Source organism: Sphingomonas sp. SRS2, assembly GCF_000971055.1.
Taxonomy (GTDB): domain Bacteria; phylum Pseudomonadota; class Alphaproteobacteria; order Sphingomonadales; family Sphingomonadaceae; genus Rhizorhabdus.
The window spans coordinates 14,926-30,799 of record NZ_LARW01000084.1; the positions used below are offsets into that span (position 1 = coordinate 14,926).

Annotated in this window: 16 protein-coding genes; 3 read left to right on the forward strand and 13 right to left on the reverse strand. The window is 61.3% G+C overall.

The window, feature by feature from the left end; all coding sequences use genetic code 11:
• Positions 1 to 265: 265 nt before the first annotated feature.
• The 12 genes from WP12_RS10390 to WP12_RS10445 form a co-directional block, all read right to left on the reverse strand.
• Complete coding sequence (locus WP12_RS10390) at positions 266 to 862, reverse strand: 2-hydroxychromene-2-carboxylate isomerase (RefSeq protein ID WP_046193647.1); 597 nt, start codon at positions 860 to 862, stop codon at positions 266 to 268.
• Positions 863 to 875: 13 nt separating this feature from the next.
• Entirely contained in the window at positions 876 to 1,703 is an 828-nt protein-coding gene (locus tag WP12_RS10395) for a protocatechuate 3,4-dioxygenase (RefSeq protein ID WP_046193648.1), read from the reverse strand.
• 26 nt (positions 1,704 to 1,729) lie between these two features.
• Positions 1,730 to 1,996 (reverse strand): hypothetical protein, encoded by a 267-nt coding sequence (locus WP12_RS10400; RefSeq protein WP_046193649.1) that lies wholly within the window; start codon positions 1,994 to 1,996, stop codon positions 1,730 to 1,732.
• Between the two features lie 134 nt (positions 1,997 to 2,130).
• Positions 2,131 to 3,624, reverse strand: coding sequence for a benzaldehyde dehydrogenase (locus WP12_RS10405; RefSeq protein ID WP_046193650.1), 1,494 nt, complete (start codon positions 3,622 to 3,624; stop codon positions 2,131 to 2,133).
• A 47-nt stretch (positions 3,625 to 3,671) separates the two neighbouring features.
• Positions 3,672 to 4,406: a maleate cis-trans isomerase family protein gene (locus WP12_RS10410; RefSeq protein ID WP_200894488.1), complete on the reverse strand. Its 735-nt coding sequence runs from the start codon at positions 4,404 to 4,406 to the stop codon at positions 3,672 to 3,674.
• 50 nt (positions 4,407 to 4,456) lie between these two features.
• Positions 4,457 to 6,106 carry an AMP-binding protein gene (locus tag WP12_RS10415; RefSeq protein ID WP_200894489.1) on the reverse strand — a complete coding sequence of 550 codons (1,650 nt, stop codon included), beginning with the start codon at positions 6,104 to 6,106 and terminating at the stop codon, positions 4,457 to 4,459.
• 13 nt (positions 6,107 to 6,119) lie between these two features.
• Complete coding sequence (locus tag WP12_RS10420) at positions 6,120 to 6,365, reverse strand: hypothetical protein (RefSeq protein ID WP_152663951.1); 246 nt, start codon at positions 6,363 to 6,365, stop codon at positions 6,120 to 6,122.
• Between the two features lie 10 nt (positions 6,366 to 6,375).
• Positions 6,376 to 6,945: a VOC family protein gene (locus WP12_RS10425; protein ID WP_160299205.1), complete on the reverse strand. Its 570-nt coding sequence runs from the start codon at positions 6,943 to 6,945 to the stop codon at positions 6,376 to 6,378.
• Positions 6,946 to 6,956: 11 nt separating this feature from the next.
• Positions 6,957 to 8,168, reverse strand: a complete 1,212-nt coding sequence (locus tag WP12_RS10430; protein ID WP_200894490.1) for a hypothetical protein — start codon at positions 8,166 to 8,168, stop codon at positions 6,957 to 6,959.
• A gap of 58 nt (positions 8,169 to 8,226) precedes the next feature.
• Positions 8,227 to 9,246 carry a dihydrodipicolinate synthase family protein gene (locus WP12_RS10435; RefSeq protein ID WP_046193654.1) on the reverse strand — a complete coding sequence of 340 codons (1,020 nt, stop codon included), beginning with the start codon at positions 9,244 to 9,246 and terminating at the stop codon, positions 8,227 to 8,229.
• An 11-nt stretch (positions 9,247 to 9,257) separates the two neighbouring features.
• Positions 9,258 to 9,647, reverse strand: coding sequence for a hypothetical protein (locus tag WP12_RS10440; protein WP_046193655.1), 390 nt, complete (start codon positions 9,645 to 9,647; stop codon positions 9,258 to 9,260).
• Entirely contained in the window at positions 9,644 to 11,377 is a 1,734-nt protein-coding gene (locus WP12_RS10445) for an FAD-dependent oxidoreductase (protein ID WP_046193656.1), read from the reverse strand. Before WP12_RS10445 ends, WP12_RS10440 begins: the two co-directional genes overlap by 4 nt.
• Before the next feature lie 570 nt (positions 11,378 to 11,947).
• On the opposite strand from WP12_RS10445, the gene WP12_RS10450 reads away from it, so the two are divergent.
• Positions 11,948 to 13,156, forward strand: coding sequence for an acyl-CoA dehydrogenase family protein (locus tag WP12_RS10450; protein ID WP_160299206.1), 1,209 nt, complete (start codon positions 11,948 to 11,950; stop codon positions 13,154 to 13,156).
• Between the two features lie 120 nt (positions 13,157 to 13,276).
• Positions 13,277 to 14,146, forward strand: coding sequence for a helix-turn-helix transcriptional regulator (locus tag WP12_RS10455; protein ID WP_052730313.1), 870 nt, complete (start codon positions 13,277 to 13,279; stop codon positions 14,144 to 14,146).
• Between the two features lie 100 nt (positions 14,147 to 14,246).
• Here the strand turns inward: WP12_RS10455 and WP12_RS10460 are convergent, their stop codons facing one another.
• Complete coding sequence (locus tag WP12_RS10460; protein ID WP_046193657.1) at positions 14,247 to 14,450, reverse strand: helix-turn-helix domain-containing protein; 204 nt, start codon at positions 14,448 to 14,450, stop codon at positions 14,247 to 14,249.
• Positions 14,451 to 14,644: 194 nt separating this feature from the next.
• On the opposite strand from WP12_RS10460, the gene WP12_RS10465 reads away from it, so the two are divergent.
• Positions 14,645 to 15,805 carry an acyltransferase family protein gene (locus WP12_RS10465; RefSeq protein WP_046193658.1) on the forward strand — a complete coding sequence of 387 codons (1,161 nt, stop codon included), beginning with the start codon at positions 14,645 to 14,647 and terminating at the stop codon, positions 15,803 to 15,805.
• Positions 15,806 to 15,874 lie beyond the last annotated feature (69 nt).

Sequence of the window (15,874 nt, forward strand, 5' to 3'; positions counted from 1 at the left end):
TTCCCTCCCAATAGTTCTTTATATTTTCTTCCGCGGAAACCCCTCTCGGCGGAAAACGACGATCCATAAACCATCTCACTCGCCCAACTGAGCGAGTGAGATTTCTACTGTCCTTCTTCCTAAAATGTACTGTACGAGGACATTATCTGAAAGAATTTTGACTGTGGATAATGAGGCATTTCTTTGCAGTTTTGTCGTGCTGACACTCAATTTCGACGAATGTAACCAGGCTTTCCGTCAGGCCGCCACATCGGGCGCTCGCCCGTCAGGCCGCCGCCTCCAGATATTCCTCCAAAAAGTCGATCCGGTCATTGCCCCACCACATTTTGCCATCGGCGATAATGGTCGGAACCCCGAACACACCTTTGGCGACGGCATCGACGTTGCTGGCTTCGTAGCGCTCTGCGGCTTCACCGCCCCCTACAAAGGCGACAAACTCGGCCTGGGACCATTGCAGTCGGGCCGCCATGTCATGCAAAAAGGCTTCATCCCCAGGATCCCGGCCCTCACCCCAGATGCCGTGCCACACCTCCCGGACATAGCGATGGCTCGCGTTGCGATCAGCAGCAAAGAACAGGCCCTTATTCACGCCTGCGGTATCGGCACCAGGCAGAGCCGCCACGATACTGATGCCGTATCGCTCTGCCCAGCGCGCCAGATCAGTGGTGAGATATCGGATTTTGGTCGGGATCTGGCGATTAGTCGGCCCATTATTCCCTGCCGCCAGCTTAAGGCGCGGCAGATCAACCGGATGATAGCGAATCTCAGCCGCGGGGAAGCGCGCGCCGAGGCGCTCGAGACGATGCCGGGCCAGATATCCGAACGGACTGATAAAATCGAAATAGAAATCGAGAACGGGCATTGCCTCTCCTTCGTTACGCCGCGACGAGTTCGAGAAACGCGCAGCCCGTCACCCATTCGTTAATTGCGTTGTACGAGATGATTTCGGTTTGCATCTGTCCGACAGCCGCCATCGCAAAAATCCAGTTTTTGATTTCGAGCGCGCCATTTCCGGCCTGAGCGATGATGTCTTCGTCCCGCAATGCGATAAGGCCCTCCAGGTCATGCGCCTGGACCATGCGGATCACGTCGCGATCCCATGCCTCGTTGACATCGCCCATACGGGCCATGCCGACCCAATGGCTGAGACCGCCGGTCCCGACGATCGCCACCCGTCGCGCAGCGGGAAAACTGCGCACAGCCAGCCCGGTGATCTTTCCGATCGCGCGGGCGCGGGCGCTCGATATCAGCGGCTCGACAGCACAGCTAAGATAGATAGGCACGATCGCCATGTCCGGCGAACCCGCGACGCCAAGATGATATGGCACCATGATTGAATGGTCGAGGACGAGGGATTTCGACACCGCCCAATCGACGCCGTTGTCGAAGCCGAAGTTCATGATGTGGCTCGCCAACGCGCCATCGTTAGGGACCTTCTGGCGCGGAATCCCAAGCCATGGCTCGACAGGACCTTCAACCTCTCCGATGCCGACCAGGCAGCGAGGCAGGTTTTGCGGCCCGAAAATGGTATAATGGTCGTCACCGATCATCACCACGGTATCGACCTCCAGCGCCTTGAGCCGATCACGCAAGTGCGCGAAGCTGTCAGACACCGCTCGCCGCTTGTCCTCAGGCGCCATCATCGGCTCCGACGAGATCAGCGGCACATGTGGAACCAGAAAGCCTCCGACTATTTCGGCCATGATAAATCCAATTCCGATTGTTGGTATCAGCTCGACGCCGGAGCGTTGAGCCGGGCCAGATATTCCCCGATCTTTTCCGGTCCGACGAGAATGTTCCAGGTCATCATGATCAGCATCTGATTGACATCGTAGGCCGCGAGCCCGCGGACGTTCAGCTCGGAGATCATCGATTTTTCATACGAGTCGAGCGGCCGGCCGTCGAAGAAGGCTTCAGGATCGCCGCGCAGGACCGCGCCGTTAGCCGGTTGGGTACAGATCTCCCACAGCGCCTGCTCAACCGAATGTACCGACATCAGACCCCTCCCGCGCGCATACGCATTGGCAACATCACAGTGAGTTGTGTTTGGCCGAGGCGCCATCGTGGCGGCTTTGAGAAAATGAGCATTATATTGGCTCTCTAGGCATAGCCCGACGCCGGCAGCACCGGCTAAAACGGGTAGGCTGGAACGGTGTCCCGCGTGGTCACCCACTGCCATTCGGTAAACTGGTCGGCGTTTACGCCGGTGCCGTAATTGCCGCCATTGCCAGAGGAACCCACGCCGCCAATCGGTCCATAGACCTCGTGCAGCACGGTCTGGTCATTAATATGGATGATGCCCACATGGATCCTGTCGGCGAGACGCCGGGCGCGCGCCTCATTGGCGGATACGATCGACGCGACCAGGCCATAAGCGGTCTGATTGGCCAGCGCGACGGCCTCATCGTCCGTCGAGAAGGTTATGATGGGAGCCACCGGACCGAAGATCTCCTCTTCGAAGGCCGGCATCCCGGGCCGCACGCCCGCGAGTACGGTCGGCCTGAAGAAAAGGCCGTTTCGTGTCCCGCCGGCGATAAGGGTAGCGCCTTGTGCCAACGTTTCCGCGACGATCCGGTCGACATTTTCTGCCTGACGTTCGTTGACGAGCGGACCGAGATGGACTTCTCCCCGGAAGGGGTCACCTACCACCATCCGATCTGCACGCACCGCAAGGCGCTCCGCATAGGCCGCAGCTACGCTTTCATGGACAAGGTGCCGGCCTGCGGTGAGGCATATCTGCCCCTGGTGGAAGAATGCACCCCAAGCACCGGCGCTCGTCGCCCGGTCGAGGTCTGCATCCTCGAGCACGACAAACGCATTGTTGCCGCCAAGCTCGAGATTGACCCGTTTAAGCTGCTCGCCCGCCATCGCGCCCACCCGGCGGCCCGCGCGCGTCGAGCCGGTGAAGGAAATCATCCGCACAAGCGGATCGACGACCAGGGCTTCACCGGTCTCCACACCACCGGGCAGGACATGGAACAGCCCATCGGGAAGGCCCGCCATCTCCAGAAGCCTCGCCAGCAGCACACCACCGCACACCGGCGTCTGGGGGTCGGGCTTCAGGATGACGGCATTGCCCGTTGCAAGCGCCGGGCCGAGTGCGCGGCAGGCCAGCAGGAAGGGCGAGTTCCAGGGCGTGATCACCCCGACGACGCCAATCGGAATCCGCCGCGCGATGCTGCGCCGGTCGCCATCGGCGCTCGCAAGAAGCGTCCCGATCGGCTGGCTCCCCAGCGCCGCTGCTTCAAGCACCTCGCGGGCGGACGTATGTACTTCCCACTGACCCTTGCCGCGGATCGACCCGGATTCGCGCACGATCCAATCGGCAATCTCATCACCATGTTGGAGCATCAGATCAGAAAAACGGCGCAGCACGTCTCCGCGAGACGGTCCGGGAACCGCTGCCCACACGGCCTGGGCGTGGACTGCCGCCTCTGCGGCGCGCGCGACATCGGTTACACTGGCGATTGCGACATTGCCGAGGCTTTCACCGGTAGCCTTCTCGATCACCGACTGGCTGCCCGTTTCGCCCGCCCGCCAGCCAAGACTGAACATATTGCCTTCCCACAACTCGAGCGGCGCCAGCGAGGTCGTGGAATGGGAGATTTTTGCGACTTCGGTCATCGGTCGTTCCTTCGTCAATCGGCCGAGCGGGATGGAGTTGGTACCGGTCAGGATCCGGCCAACGCCACGGGCGCCGAGGTTGCGAACGCGCCCGACAACAATGCTCCGGCATCGGGCACAACCTGGTCCAGGCCGAGCTTCTCCAGCATCTGATGCACCGTGCAGATCGCAGCCGAGATGACAGGGACATCCAGCCTGTGTTCCACCTCGGGAACGGCAGCCAGCGAGGGCATCTGCACACAGGCGGACAGCACTACTGCATCAACGCCCGAAATGTTCAGCTTCTTGGAAATATCGACCAAGGCGAGCGGATCGCGCGCACCGACCGCGATATTATCCGATATCTCGAGCGAGATGCTGTCGAGCACTTCGAAGCCCTCGGCTTCGATATAGTCCACGACCAGCTTGGTGAGCGGTTTCATATAGGGCGTAACGATCGCGATCTTGCGCGCTTTCAGCGTACTAAGCCCGTGGATCAACGCTCCTGCGCTTGTGACGACGGGAGCGGGCGCCCCGTTTTCCACAGTGCGGCCATGGAGCCTCGTTTCTGAAATCCGATGATAGCCGTGACCCATGCTCATGATAGCCACGAGGCAAGCATAGCCAAGTACATCTACGCGGGCATCGGACAGTTCCAGGGCGCAGCGATCGGAATCGCCGTCCATCTTGACCAGTTCCTCCTTGGTCACATGCTTCATGCGCATGCGGCTGGAATGAAAGGTGAAGCGTTCCGCGAACTCCTTTTGCCGCCGTAGCAGCATGGCCGGAATCTCGGTTTCCATCGTGGTATTGGAACTCGGGACGATCTGCCCGATCCGGAAGATACGCTGTGTCATATGGTCTGCTCCATCGGCGTCGAATGGCTTTCCGCCGCAATCCGCTCAGCGATGATCCGCCGCAGGGTAGCGCGGTCGATCTTGCCGACGCGGGTCAAGGGAAAGGAATCTATGATCTCGATCCGCTCGGGGATCTTGAACCGGGCTACGCCGAGCGTTTCGAGGAAATGTGCCAGGGCATCGACATCGGGCGATCGCTTGCCCGCATAAGGCACAATGAACGCGCAGGCTTTTTCGCCATAAACGGGATCGGGCATCGCGACGACCTTCGCGTCGGCGATCGCCTCATGGCGGACGATCATATTCTCGACCTCTTCCGGGCCGAATTTCTCCCCACCGCGGTCGATATTGTCCTTGATGCGCCCTTCGAACGCGAAGTAGGTGCTCGCACCCACCGTCCGGGCGCTCATCAGATCTCCGGTACGGAAAAAGCCATCTGCGCTGAGCGACGCTTCGGTGCTGCCAAAATAGCCGCGGATACTTGACGGCCCTTTGAAGGCGAGCTCCCCGGCTGTGCCCGGCGGAACCTCCTGATCGCTGCGCGGGGCCAGCAGCTTGAACTCATCGAAGGGCGACACCGGGCGGCCCACCGAATTGTGGCGTGCCTCGACAGGATCATCAGGGCTTGATGCCGTCAGGGCGCCTTCGCTGATGCCATAGACATTGACGACCGGGACGTTGAGGTGGGCCTCGATCGCACTCGCGCGGCTCAACGTCGTGAACAGCTTGATGGACGATAGATCGTGACTGGCGGCATCCGCATAATCGAGGATCATCGCGGCGATCGGCCCTATGCTGCCGGTTATCGCAACATGTTCACGTTCGATAGTGCGAAAGAATTCGACGATGTCGAAGCGCTCCATCAGGACGAGCTTGCGGCCCTGCATCAGCGCGGGGACCAGATGGTAGATCATCGCCGCGTTGTGAATCAGCGGCAGTGCCCATAATCCAGGGTCCTCGGCTTTCAGGCCGATCATGTCGGTCCACGCCTGACAATAGCCAAGATATTCCCCATGCAGACGAGGAATGACCTTGGGAGTTCCGGTGGTGCCGCCCGATAGCTGGAATACAAGAACGTCGTCGGGCGCGATCGCGATCTCGGCAAGCCGCCCCCGGGCTTCCGCGTGCGGTATGTCTCGAACGAGGGACGCGATCGTCGGATCTCCTGCATCCGGTAACCCGTCCGTGACGATCAAATGCCGCAAGGTCGGATGGCCTTCGGCCATCGCCCGGGCGAAGCCGACCAGATCAAAGCTCCTGCTGGCCCGCCTCTGGACGAAATATCCCGCAGCGCCGGTGAGGCGGGAAATCGTGCCGATCTCCATCTCACGATGCTGCGGCAACGTGCATACCGGGATCAGGGCGGCCTTGAAGCAGGCCAGCAATGCGATCGCCGTCTCGATCGCATTGCCCATCTGGAAAATTACCCGGTCTCCCGGTTTCAGGCCCAGCGCCAGCAGTGCGCCGCCCAGCCGCTCGCTCTGCTCGTCATATTCGGCATAGCTCAGCCGTTCGTCACCACAGACAAGCGCCACGTCCTGCGGCACACGAGCTGCCGTCGCGCGCAGGGCATCGCCAACGGTCGAGCGGTGCCACGCGCCTTGCGCGATATAGGATTCGGACTCCGCCTCTGATGGATAGGCCACACCTGATATCCGCTCAGTCATCGGAGATGCGAAGCTCGTCGTCGTCGAACCGGACGACCGTGCCCAGATACCCGCCGGTGAGCGCGCCGTACCAGACCGCCTTACCAAGCCCGGCGTCCCTCCGCCGGAGCAGCAGGTCACCCTTGGCCTCGATACGGGTATAATGCGATAGCTCCGTAACCCCGATATCGGGGTTGCTGGCGGAGGCGAGCCGAAGCGGCTCGAATTCAGGCACATTGAGAACAAATAATGTCGCCATATCGTCCCCCTTACGCTGCCTGACCGAGGGCTGCCGCGACCATCCGGCCCTTTCTGCGCCACATGTCGGCGGAGCTGGGATTGCCCGTCGCCACCGTCTCCAGAAGCGCAGCGACAGTCAGTTCGGCATCCGCGGCATCAATCGCCGCCATCGGACGCAGCGGGCGGGTGATCTCAAGCGGATAGCCGTTGGGATCGGTGAAATAGATCGACTCGATCAACTCATGCCGGATCGGGGGCGACACGTTCACCCCATGCGCCTTGAGATGGGCATGCCATGCCGACAACCCCTCCTCGGTGTCGCAGTGGAGCGCCATGTGCCGGCCATTGCCGACATAATCCTTCGACCGCTGATCGCGCGCTTCAACATCGAAATAATAGAAGAAGGCGGCATAATTGCCTCCCCCAATATCGAAGAAGACATGCGCGAAATCAGCATGATCGTCCTGACCCCACCCCTTGGCGGTGATCGCGTGGACCAGCGGAAAACCCAATATGTCGCGGTAGAATTTGACCGTCGCGGCGGGATCCCACATCACGAACGCGTTATGGTTGATCCCCACGGTTTTGGGCGGCTGCATCATATCCTCCATCAACGGTCGAACCGATCGGAAAGCCAGGCTGCGATGGCGCGCCCGGCCGCATAGCGCCCCGGCTCTTCGTCACGGGACAATGCGCGCCCGTGGTGATCGCCACGAATGCGCAGGTGGGTCTTGTCGTCGGTGGCGAGCAGTTCCACGATGCCTCGGATCGTCCCCGGAAAGGTCGAAGCATCGCCGGTATATTCAATCACCAGCGACGGGATCGATACCGACGGCGCGGTCTTCCCGAGCGCGGCGTTGGAGGACAGTCCGGACCAGGTCGACAGCCAGGATTCGGGGGTGCAGAAGCGAGCGAAGCCCACCGCGCCATAGTTGGAATTGAAAGGATTGCGTCCCCAAAGGGTGCCGACTTTCCGGTCAGACGGATCGATCGACAGATCGAAGCACCGCAGGTCGGCGTCGGTGCGCCAGACCGTGAGAACGGGGGTGTGACCCGCAAGCTTCCGACTATCCAGGCTGATCCCGCCCTTGGCCTCCCGGCGTGTCGCGATCATGGCGCGCGCGGTATCATCGAGACGGGCGATACGCGCCCGCTGCGCCGCTCGGTAGATTTCCACAAATTCCGGCGGATAATGGGACGTCGCAGGCGGCTCGACGAAGCCGTTCGCCGGGTTGAACGGATCGAGCGCCGAATCGACCGACAGCGCGTCATGTTCGTCAGTGATCGAGGGATCGATACATCCCATCAGCAATGCGCCCTGCCCCGGATGTGGCGCCATCAGGATGAGGCCATCGACAGGCGGCATTTCCAGATCGCACAGGCCGGTCTTCCTGCCGGCGGGTGTTTTGTCGATCCGAGCGGCACCATCCAGCAGCGATTGCTGGATGTAGAATGTGTACAGGCTCGCGCCGCCGGAATTGCCGAGCAGAATGATCCGCTCATAGCCTTGGCCCTTGAGGAAATTCACGCCGGCAGCGACATCGAACAGCGCGGTTTCATGCTCCAGGCGCAGATCGTTGCCTACCGACCGTGGCGACTGGGACCAGGCCGCAAAGCCGGCACCCGTGATATCGGGTATTGCGTAGTGACACGCCATGAACTCGCGCGGGTGCATCACACATACCACCGTGCGGCTATTCCCGGGATCGTAGAGCGCGCCCGATGTTGCAGCGCCGTCCGCGGTGCGGAGCACGACGTTGCGCGTGGAAACACCCGCGGGAAGATCGCGCGGATTCCAGTCGGTATTGAGAAAACCGGCCACGGGTGCCCGATCAGCCAGGTTCGATACACCCGCGGCTAGGCCGCTCGATGCGCCAGCATCAACCATTGACCACCGCCGCGCTGGCCCGATCGGCGGCCTCGAACTCCTCGGCGAGTTTGGCCCAGAGGCGGCCCGACAACTCGGCATTGGCGACATATGGCTCGGGGATGATGTGATAAGGCGGTCGCACAGGTCCGACCTTCGCCCAGCCGGCGGCATTCATCCGGGCCTTTTCGAGGCCGATATTATACGTCGAGAATTCTTTGAAGCTGCCATTTGGAAACAGCGGGCCGTATGTGGCGCCGATCCGCATCGCCAGCGGCTGCACCGCGCTCCAGTCGCCGGTCCGCGCGGCTTCGGCGACCATGTCGCGCAGCCGGATCGACACACTCGGCCCGCACAGCGCGCCGGAGGTCCAGAAGGCGTTGAGGAATTCGGGCGCCTGGCGCGCGCAGCCATAATAGGCTTCATCGACCGGCATGAACTTTATGCGCCGCTGGGTGAGCGCCATGTCGGTGAGGATCATTCCCGTCGAGGTGTACTTGGCGGAAACGACCTGCGGAATCTCGGAAAGCCGGCGCCAGAAGGAGCGGCCGAACTCGAACTTGAATGCCTCAGGATTGGCATAGGCGCAGATGGCGATCTCGGGGCACGCCTCCGCGACATCGGCGAAGAATCGAACCGCGACATCCTCGCTCGGCGCACACCACATCGGCAGCCCCAGCATCGTGCCGACAGCGCCGATATCGAGCGCGGCTCGGGTCTCAGCGACGGTGTCCCGCGTGTTCAACGTGGTGCTACCCGAAAAGAACGGCACCCGACCCGCGACGGTATCCACGACGCAGGCGATGAACGCCTTCTTCTCCGCCCAAGTCAGCGTCGAAGCCTCGCCATAGGTGCCGAGGCTCATGATCCCATTGATTCCGGCCTGAATCAGGCCCTCGGTGATCCGTGCGGTCTCATCCAGATCGACCGTTTCGGTTTCCCGCCAGTCAGATGCATTGGGCTTCGCCGGTGTCGGCAGAATGGCCCAGGCGCCTTCGATATCTGCTGCGGTGAGCGGGGGAATATTTGCCATATGCGTTCCAGTCAGTTGTTCGGGGCGCCGGATGCGATCCAGGATCGGATCAGCGCGATGGCACCGTTATCGAGCGGCGCGCCGCCGAAGGGCATGCGCGCTCCCCTTCCGCCATGATCGAGATGCGTGCCCTCAACTTTCATGAGCAGATAGCTCTTGTCCGGCGCGCCGGGTTGCACGAGCTTGAATGCGCTTTTTTTAGCGGCGACATTGACCAGGCTTCGATAGGCTGCGGCTGGACTGAGAGCGAGCCCGCCGGCTTCCGCGCCCGTCATGTGGCAACTCATGCACTGGGCTTTGAGCACCGGCACAACCGCCTTCGAGAAGGACGGTCGAAGCGGTGCAGCCGCAGCCGGGTTCGGGAAAGATGCCATCATGAAAAGCGCGATAAGGCGGATCACGCCGCGCTCTCCGCAAGCGCCGTCCTGGCCGCAATATAGCCGAAGGCCATCGCCGGCCCGATCGTGCCCCCCGCGCCATAATAGGCACCACGGGTCGGCGCCGCTATGCAGTTCCCGGCGCCGAACAGTCCAGGAATCGGCTTGCTATCCGCGTCGAGTACGCGCGCCCTGGCATCGATCATCGGTCCACCACTGGTGTCCAGCGCACCAGCCGCCACGACGAAGGCATAATATGGTCCCGTGTCGGCCATGGGGTGCATCGTCACGTTCGGCATCGGATTTTTGGGATATTCCGTCCCTTCGCGCATCGGCGAGAAGAAGGGATGATATTCCCGGTCATAGCGATGCTCGCCCCGGGCGAATTCAAGGTCCTTGCCCGAACGGGCATAGCCATCGAAATCAGCGAGAGTCTTCCTGGTCGTGGCTGCGAAATCGGGAGCCAGGGCGACGCCTCCCGTCTGCGCGGCAAGCGTCTTCAGGCGCTGGTCGATGTTGGCAAACAGCGCATCCCAGCTTTCGCCCTGGATGATATAGGGCTGCTCGCGAACGTCGCGGGGGAATGGGAAATCTCCGCCGAATGCATCAACTGAGCGCCGGTCGAACAACATGAAAAGCAGCTGGTTGGGATATTCTTCCCGGGTCGGATCATATTGGAAATGGACGCGCGTTCGGTCGTTATAATTCCGTTTCTCGTTGACGACGCGGCGGCCATATTTGTTGACGAAAATCATCGAGTCACCGGGCACCAGCAGGATCGTGAAGCCCACCGCCCTGTTCTCCAGCGCCTCGTCGAGCACCACCTGCGCGCGCCATGCGGTGCCCATGCTGCCCATACGGGCACCAGCACTCGATGCGATCCGGATAAAGTCGCCCGTTGCCCCCGTCATGGCGCAGGCGCCGTACAGCGCCTCCTGATGCAGGTCGACGAGCTCCTCATCATGTGAGTAGCCGCCCGTGCCGAAGATCACGCCCTTGCGCGCCCGAATCCGGAGCGTCTTGCCTTCGCTCTCGGCAATCGCGCCCACGATCCTGCCATTTTCGCGCACCACCGCGGTAACGGCAGTGCCTGTCAGGATCGGCACCTTGCGGCTCCGCAGATAGGCCTCGAGTTGGCTGGCAATGGCGGCGCCTCCATGATGGCCCGCGCCGACCGCCGGCTCGAGACAGCGACCGCTCGGCAGCTTGTTTTCGGGCAGATGATCAGCATAATCCGGGGCGTCACGGTTCACCCCGAACAGGCGGAACATGTTGAAGTCCATCGCCTTCACCGAGCGTAGCTGATCGATTGCGGCCGAGCCGTTATCGTAAAAAGCTTCGAGCAGCCGATAGTCGCGATCAAGCAGACCAAGCGTCGGGCTGCCTGGATCATATCGCTGCGGATAGGAGTAGCGCGCCATATAGCGCAGGCAGTCTTCACGGCCATCCACGAGGCCCGCCGCCCGAAGCGCAAAGTTGTTGGGGATCCAAATGATCCCGCCGGACTTGCTCGTCGTGCCGCCAAGCACCGGCATCTTTTCCGCGACCATTACACGGGCGCCGCCGGCGAGTGCCGTCACGGCGGCCGTGCAGGCTGCGGCGCCGCTACCGACGCACAATATGTCGGTTTCAACGTCCCATTGTCCCGCCGGCTTAGCCGCTTCGGCCAACGACTCGCCCAGTGTGGAGGCGCCAACGGCCGCCAGCCCCAAAGATCCCAGCGCCTGCCTACGATCGACACCCTTATTCTTCATTCGTCGTCTCTCTCTCCGGGGATGCTGTAGCCAGTCGCGCCTTAGAGGGGTGCCAATCCGGGCCGGTAGACACCACCGCTCCATCTCCCCGCCACCGCCGGCAAACATGTTGAGCGCACACGGCGCCTGTCGAAAAAGTCGCGCCATTCCATTGTTGTTGGGAAACGTTTCCGGGTTGGGCGGATGTTTAAGCCAATCGCTGTCCGGCTCAACGACGGACACTTTGAAATCCCGCGCGTTGCATTACTTTTATAAGCGTGCGCGGGGCGACCCGGGCTCACCGTACAGGAGCGCCATCGCTGCACTATCCACACAGCGATATGCTGCTCAGCTTTGGAAAGCGTTGCGCGATTCTGGACAGCCGAAGTGCATTTTCAAAGGCCGCTCTGAGCGTACATCCAGAAGCCGGAGCCGATATGGCAGAGGGGATGCTGGCACCCGGCAATCGCGCCGCAGAGACGGCAGCGGTGCGGCGCAGGTGCCAAGTTGGGGCAATGCAAACCACTCTGGCGATGGATCCCCACGCGCGCTCCATGACGGCCACGCGACCGAATATTAAAGGTGATGATGATGACGAACGCTTCCCTGCACGCGCTGTCCAACGGCAACGACATCCCGACACATGACGAACTGGTCGGCCGCGCCCGCTCGCTGTTGCCGAACCTCATCGCCCGCACTGAAGCTGGCGAGGCGGCCGGATTCATCCCGCCCGAAACCATTCAGGACCTCAAGCGGGCGGGCCTGTTCAACATTCTCAAGCCAAAACGCTGGGGTGGCTTCGAGTTTAGCCCCAAGACCTTCTATGCAGTGCAGATGGCGCTTGCCGAAGCGGACATGTCGGTCGGCTGGGTCTATGGCGTCCTCGGCGTCCATAACTGGCAGCTTGCCCTGTTCGACGATCGAGCGGCCCAGGACGTCTGGGGCACAGATCCGGACGCATTGATCGCCTCAAGCTACATGCCGAAAGGCAAGGTCACGCTCGCCGAAGGCGGCTACCGCTTTTCCGGCCGGTGGCAATTCTCGAGCGGCTCCAAAAATGCCGACTGGTTCTTCCTGGGCGGCATCTATCCCGAAGGCGGCGCACACGCACCGGGCATGGGTACCCTGCTCATCCCCCGTGCCGACGTCACGATCATCGACAATTGGGATGTCACCGCTTTGAAAGCCACCGGCAGCCATGATGTCGTCGTCGAAAACGCATTCGTCCCTGCGCACAGGACGCACACCCATCTTGCCGGCTATATGAGTGACAGCCCCGGCAATGCGATCAACACCGCCCCGCTCTATCGGATACCCTTCGGCCAGATTTTCACGCGCTGTATATCGACTGCTTCGATCGGGGCACTCCAGAGCATGCTTGACCACATCACCGACTTCGGCAGCGGTCGCGTGGGGGCATGGGGCGGCAAGACCGCTGAAGATCCATCCTCCCAATATCGATGTGCGGAGGCCGCAGCGCAGCTTGAGCAGATGAAAGTCGTGCTCGATGCCAGCTACGATTTCCTCGATAGGCATGCCGTCGCCGGCACCCAGCCATCCAAGCTGGACCGGCTACGCCTTCGCTATCAGTCGTCTGAAGTCGCTGGACGCTGCGCCGATCTCGCGCGCAGCCTCTACAAGGTTTCGGGTGCGCCCGGTATTTATGCCGACAAGCCTTTTTCGAAGATATTCAACAATATCCTCGCGGCAGCGCAGCATAACGGCAACAGTTTCGAAACCTGGGGCCGTGCTTATGGAGCAGCCCTTCTGGGTCAGCCAAATGAAGAACTGTTCCTTTAGGAAGCTAGCGCACCATCATTGACAACCCTCCGATAGGGCGGGATATTTAATCTAAATAAATTGGACGAGTCCGGCGAGTTAATGCAGGATCGAGACTGTCCTGACTTGGGTGGATGGGAGATGGCGAAGTTTCGATCAGACACGGTGGTCCGCGCGCGCACCGAAAGTGTGTGTGTCGAAATCGTGGATTATCACTGGGATGCCGGTGACGAGATCGATGACGTCGCCGACGATTATCTTCTGCGCTGGCGTACATATCCGTTGCTGCTGGAGAGCAGAGCGTCGCTCGGTGAGAGCAAGGCGGCGGGCTTCGGACAACTCATGTTCGTGCCCCCCAAGGTGCCCGTTCACGGGCGGATGCCCTTCGGTACCAAGCGTGTGCGCAATGTCGTCTGCCGTTTCGATCCCGCATGGTTTGAAAGTACGAACCGGGGACGGCATGCCTGGACCGGGGCTGACCTGAGCCGATGCTTTGATGTCCGTGATTTCAGACTGTACCAGGCGATGCAGCGGCTCGGCACCGAGGTGATTTCCCCCGGGCTTCGCAGCCTGCAGCTTATCGAAGCAATATCCACCACGCTGGCGATCGACGTCGAACGGCATTTCCTGAGCGAAAGCTCGCGGCCGCGCCTTCGTACTCGCAATGGCGAGCTCGCCGACGCGCAGATCAATGCGATCACCGAATATATAGAATCGAACGACCAGGTCTGGCCGAGCGTCGCCTCGCTCGCCGAAATGTGCGGCATCAGCACCGCCCATTTCCGGCGCGCCTTCAAAAATACGACGGGCGAAACAGTCCACCAATATCTGGAAAGCGTCCGCGTCAAGAAGATCAAGGCGCTGTTGTCCGATACCGATCTTGCTCTCAAGGAAGTCGCCTATCGGCTCGGCTTCGCCGATCCGAGCACATTTTCCTCGACGTTTCGCCGTATCACCGGACGATCGCCAAGTGATTACCGCTACGAATCTCGGGTGAGCCTAGTCTCATAGCCTATCCTCTGCTGACCAGCTGTGCCGTCGCACAAAATAGTCGATGTAGACGCGCAAGGCGCTGGATCTTGCCACAAGTGAAGCGGATATCTCCATAGGATCAATCTAGCAGTGCCCCCGTGGCAACGCCAAACGGCGCCGCCAGCTTCTCCACCACCACGATAGTTGGATTTCGCGCGCCGCGCTCGATATCGCTCACATAGGTGCGGTGAATGCCCGCCTCATCGGCATAGGCTTCCTGGCTCCAGCCCTTCGCTTCGCGAAGACGACGGACGTTCTTTCCCAGGCGCGCTCTTATATCCACCTGCGGATGAAGACACGCCTGTCGACGATCGATCTACAGACGATCAGTGACAATTGAGTTGACTGCCGCCCCGGTCCGAGCATTGGTAATGTCACTCATCGACGACATGGCATTTGCCCATCTGTCGCGAGAGCAGGACCGGCGTGACGAGGAGGCTAGCAGCCAAGACGTCTCGCTTGATGCGGGGGCGATGAATGCTGGGACTGAAGGGAGCGCAGGCAACCAGCCAACGCGCCTCTTCGCCCGCCGCACATCAGAATAATATCGGGCTGCTAAGACTGCTGCTCGCGACGGGGGTCGTGTTTGGCCACGCCTGCGGGCAGTTCGGACCCGGCGCACCCTTTGGGGAACCGATCCGCCCGCTGATTCCGAGCAGCATCGACCTAGCGACATTATGCCTCGACGGGTTCTTCATGATCAGCGGCTGGCTGATCACCATGTCGATGCTGCGCTCGAGCAGCATGGTTGAGTATCTGCGCCACAGGATCGTGCGGATCTATCCGGGCTATCTGGTCGCCTATGCGGTGAGCATTTGGCTGATCCACAGCCTTTACGCCGTCACGGCGCCGGCAGAATGGTGGCGGCTTACCATCCTGCAAGCGCCACCGTCGTTCCGGCATGGCGGGACGCTGATGAACGCCAACGCCGCGCTCTGGACGCTCGCCTTCGAGTTCCGTTGCTATCTGGCGGTCGGGCTACTGGGGATGACCGGGCTGCTCGCCCGCCGCGAGCTGATCTGGAAGCTGACCCTGGGTCTGCTCACCCTGTGGCTGCTGTGCAGCTATCCCCCGCTCAGCTGGCGCCTGAATAGAGTCGACTATGGTCAGGACTGGCCGCTGCTCTATGCGCTGATCGGCGACCCGTCAGCCAATCTGCGCCTCTTCACGATCTTCTTCATCGGCGTATCGGGCTATCTCTATCGGGACGTGATGGAGAGGGCCATCGACCATCGCATCGCCCTGCTGTCAGCTATGTGGGCGCTCCTGCTGCTGGGGCATCCCGCGGTGGCGGAATGGTCGATCTGCCTGGTGGGGAGCCCGCTGCTGTACTGGCTCGCCTTCAAGGCTGAGGCTGGTGCATGGGGCCGGATCAACGCCCGGATCGACATCAGCTATGGCACCTACATCTATGGCTGGCCCATCGGCCTGGCGCTGGCGCTCGCCGGCTTCAATTTCTGGACCTACATCGCTGCCACCATAGCGACCAGCTTGGTATGCGGCTGGCTGAGCTGGGTACTGGTCGAGAAGCCAGCGAAAGATGTCGTGCGGGTTTGCACCAAGCTTGGCAGCATTATGGCCCGTCGCCGGTCGCGCCAGTGCGCCACGGCATGCGTGCGGGTAGACCGACCTCGCTAATGCCCAACATCGACAACGCTCGTCCGGCTCCAACGCATCGACCTGATCATCGCCTTCGCCACCTGAAAA

Bases quoted from the DNA above. Each gene is read 5' to 3' on its own strand.
- WP12_RS10390 (WP_046193647.1), bottom strand. From the start codon at position 862: ATGCCCGTTCTCGATTTCTATTTCGATTTTATCAGTCCGTTCGGATAT.
- WP12_RS10395 (WP_046193648.1), bottom strand. From the start codon at position 1,703: ATGGCCGAAATAGTCGGAGGCTTTCTGGTTCCACATGTGCCGCTGATC.
- WP12_RS10400 (WP_046193649.1), bottom strand. From the start codon at position 1,996: ATGTCGGTACATTCGGTTGAGCAGGCGCTGTGGGAGATCTGTACCCAA.
- WP12_RS10405 (WP_046193650.1), bottom strand. From the start codon at position 3,624: ATGACCGAAGTCGCAAAAATCTCCCATTCCACGACCTCGCTGGCGCCG.
- WP12_RS10410 (WP_200894488.1), bottom strand. From the start codon at position 4,406: ATGGAAACCGAGATTCCGGCCATGCTGCTACGGCGGCAAAAGGAGTTC.
- WP12_RS10420 (WP_152663951.1), bottom strand. From the start codon at position 6,365: ATGGCGACATTATTTGTTCTCAATGTGCCTGAATTCGAGCCGCTTCGG.
- WP12_RS10425 (WP_160299205.1), bottom strand. From the start codon at position 6,945: ATGCAGCCGCCCAAAACCGTGGGGATCAACCATAACGCGTTCGTGATG.
- WP12_RS10435 (WP_046193654.1), bottom strand. From the start codon at position 9,246: ATGGCAAATATTCCCCCGCTCACCGCAGCAGATATCGAAGGCGCCTGG.
- WP12_RS10445 (WP_046193656.1), bottom strand. From the start codon at position 11,377: ATGAAGAATAAGGGTGTCGATCGTAGGCAGGCGCTGGGATCTTTGGGG.
- WP12_RS10450 (WP_160299206.1), top strand. From the start codon at position 11,948: ATGACGAACGCTTCCCTGCACGCGCTGTCCAACGGCAACGACATCCCG.
- WP12_RS10455 (WP_052730313.1), top strand. From the start codon at position 13,277: ATGGCGAAGTTTCGATCAGACACGGTGGTCCGCGCGCGCACCGAAAGT.
- WP12_RS10465 (WP_046193658.1), top strand. From the start codon at position 14,645: ATGCTGGGACTGAAGGGAGCGCAGGCAACCAGCCAACGCGCCTCTTCG.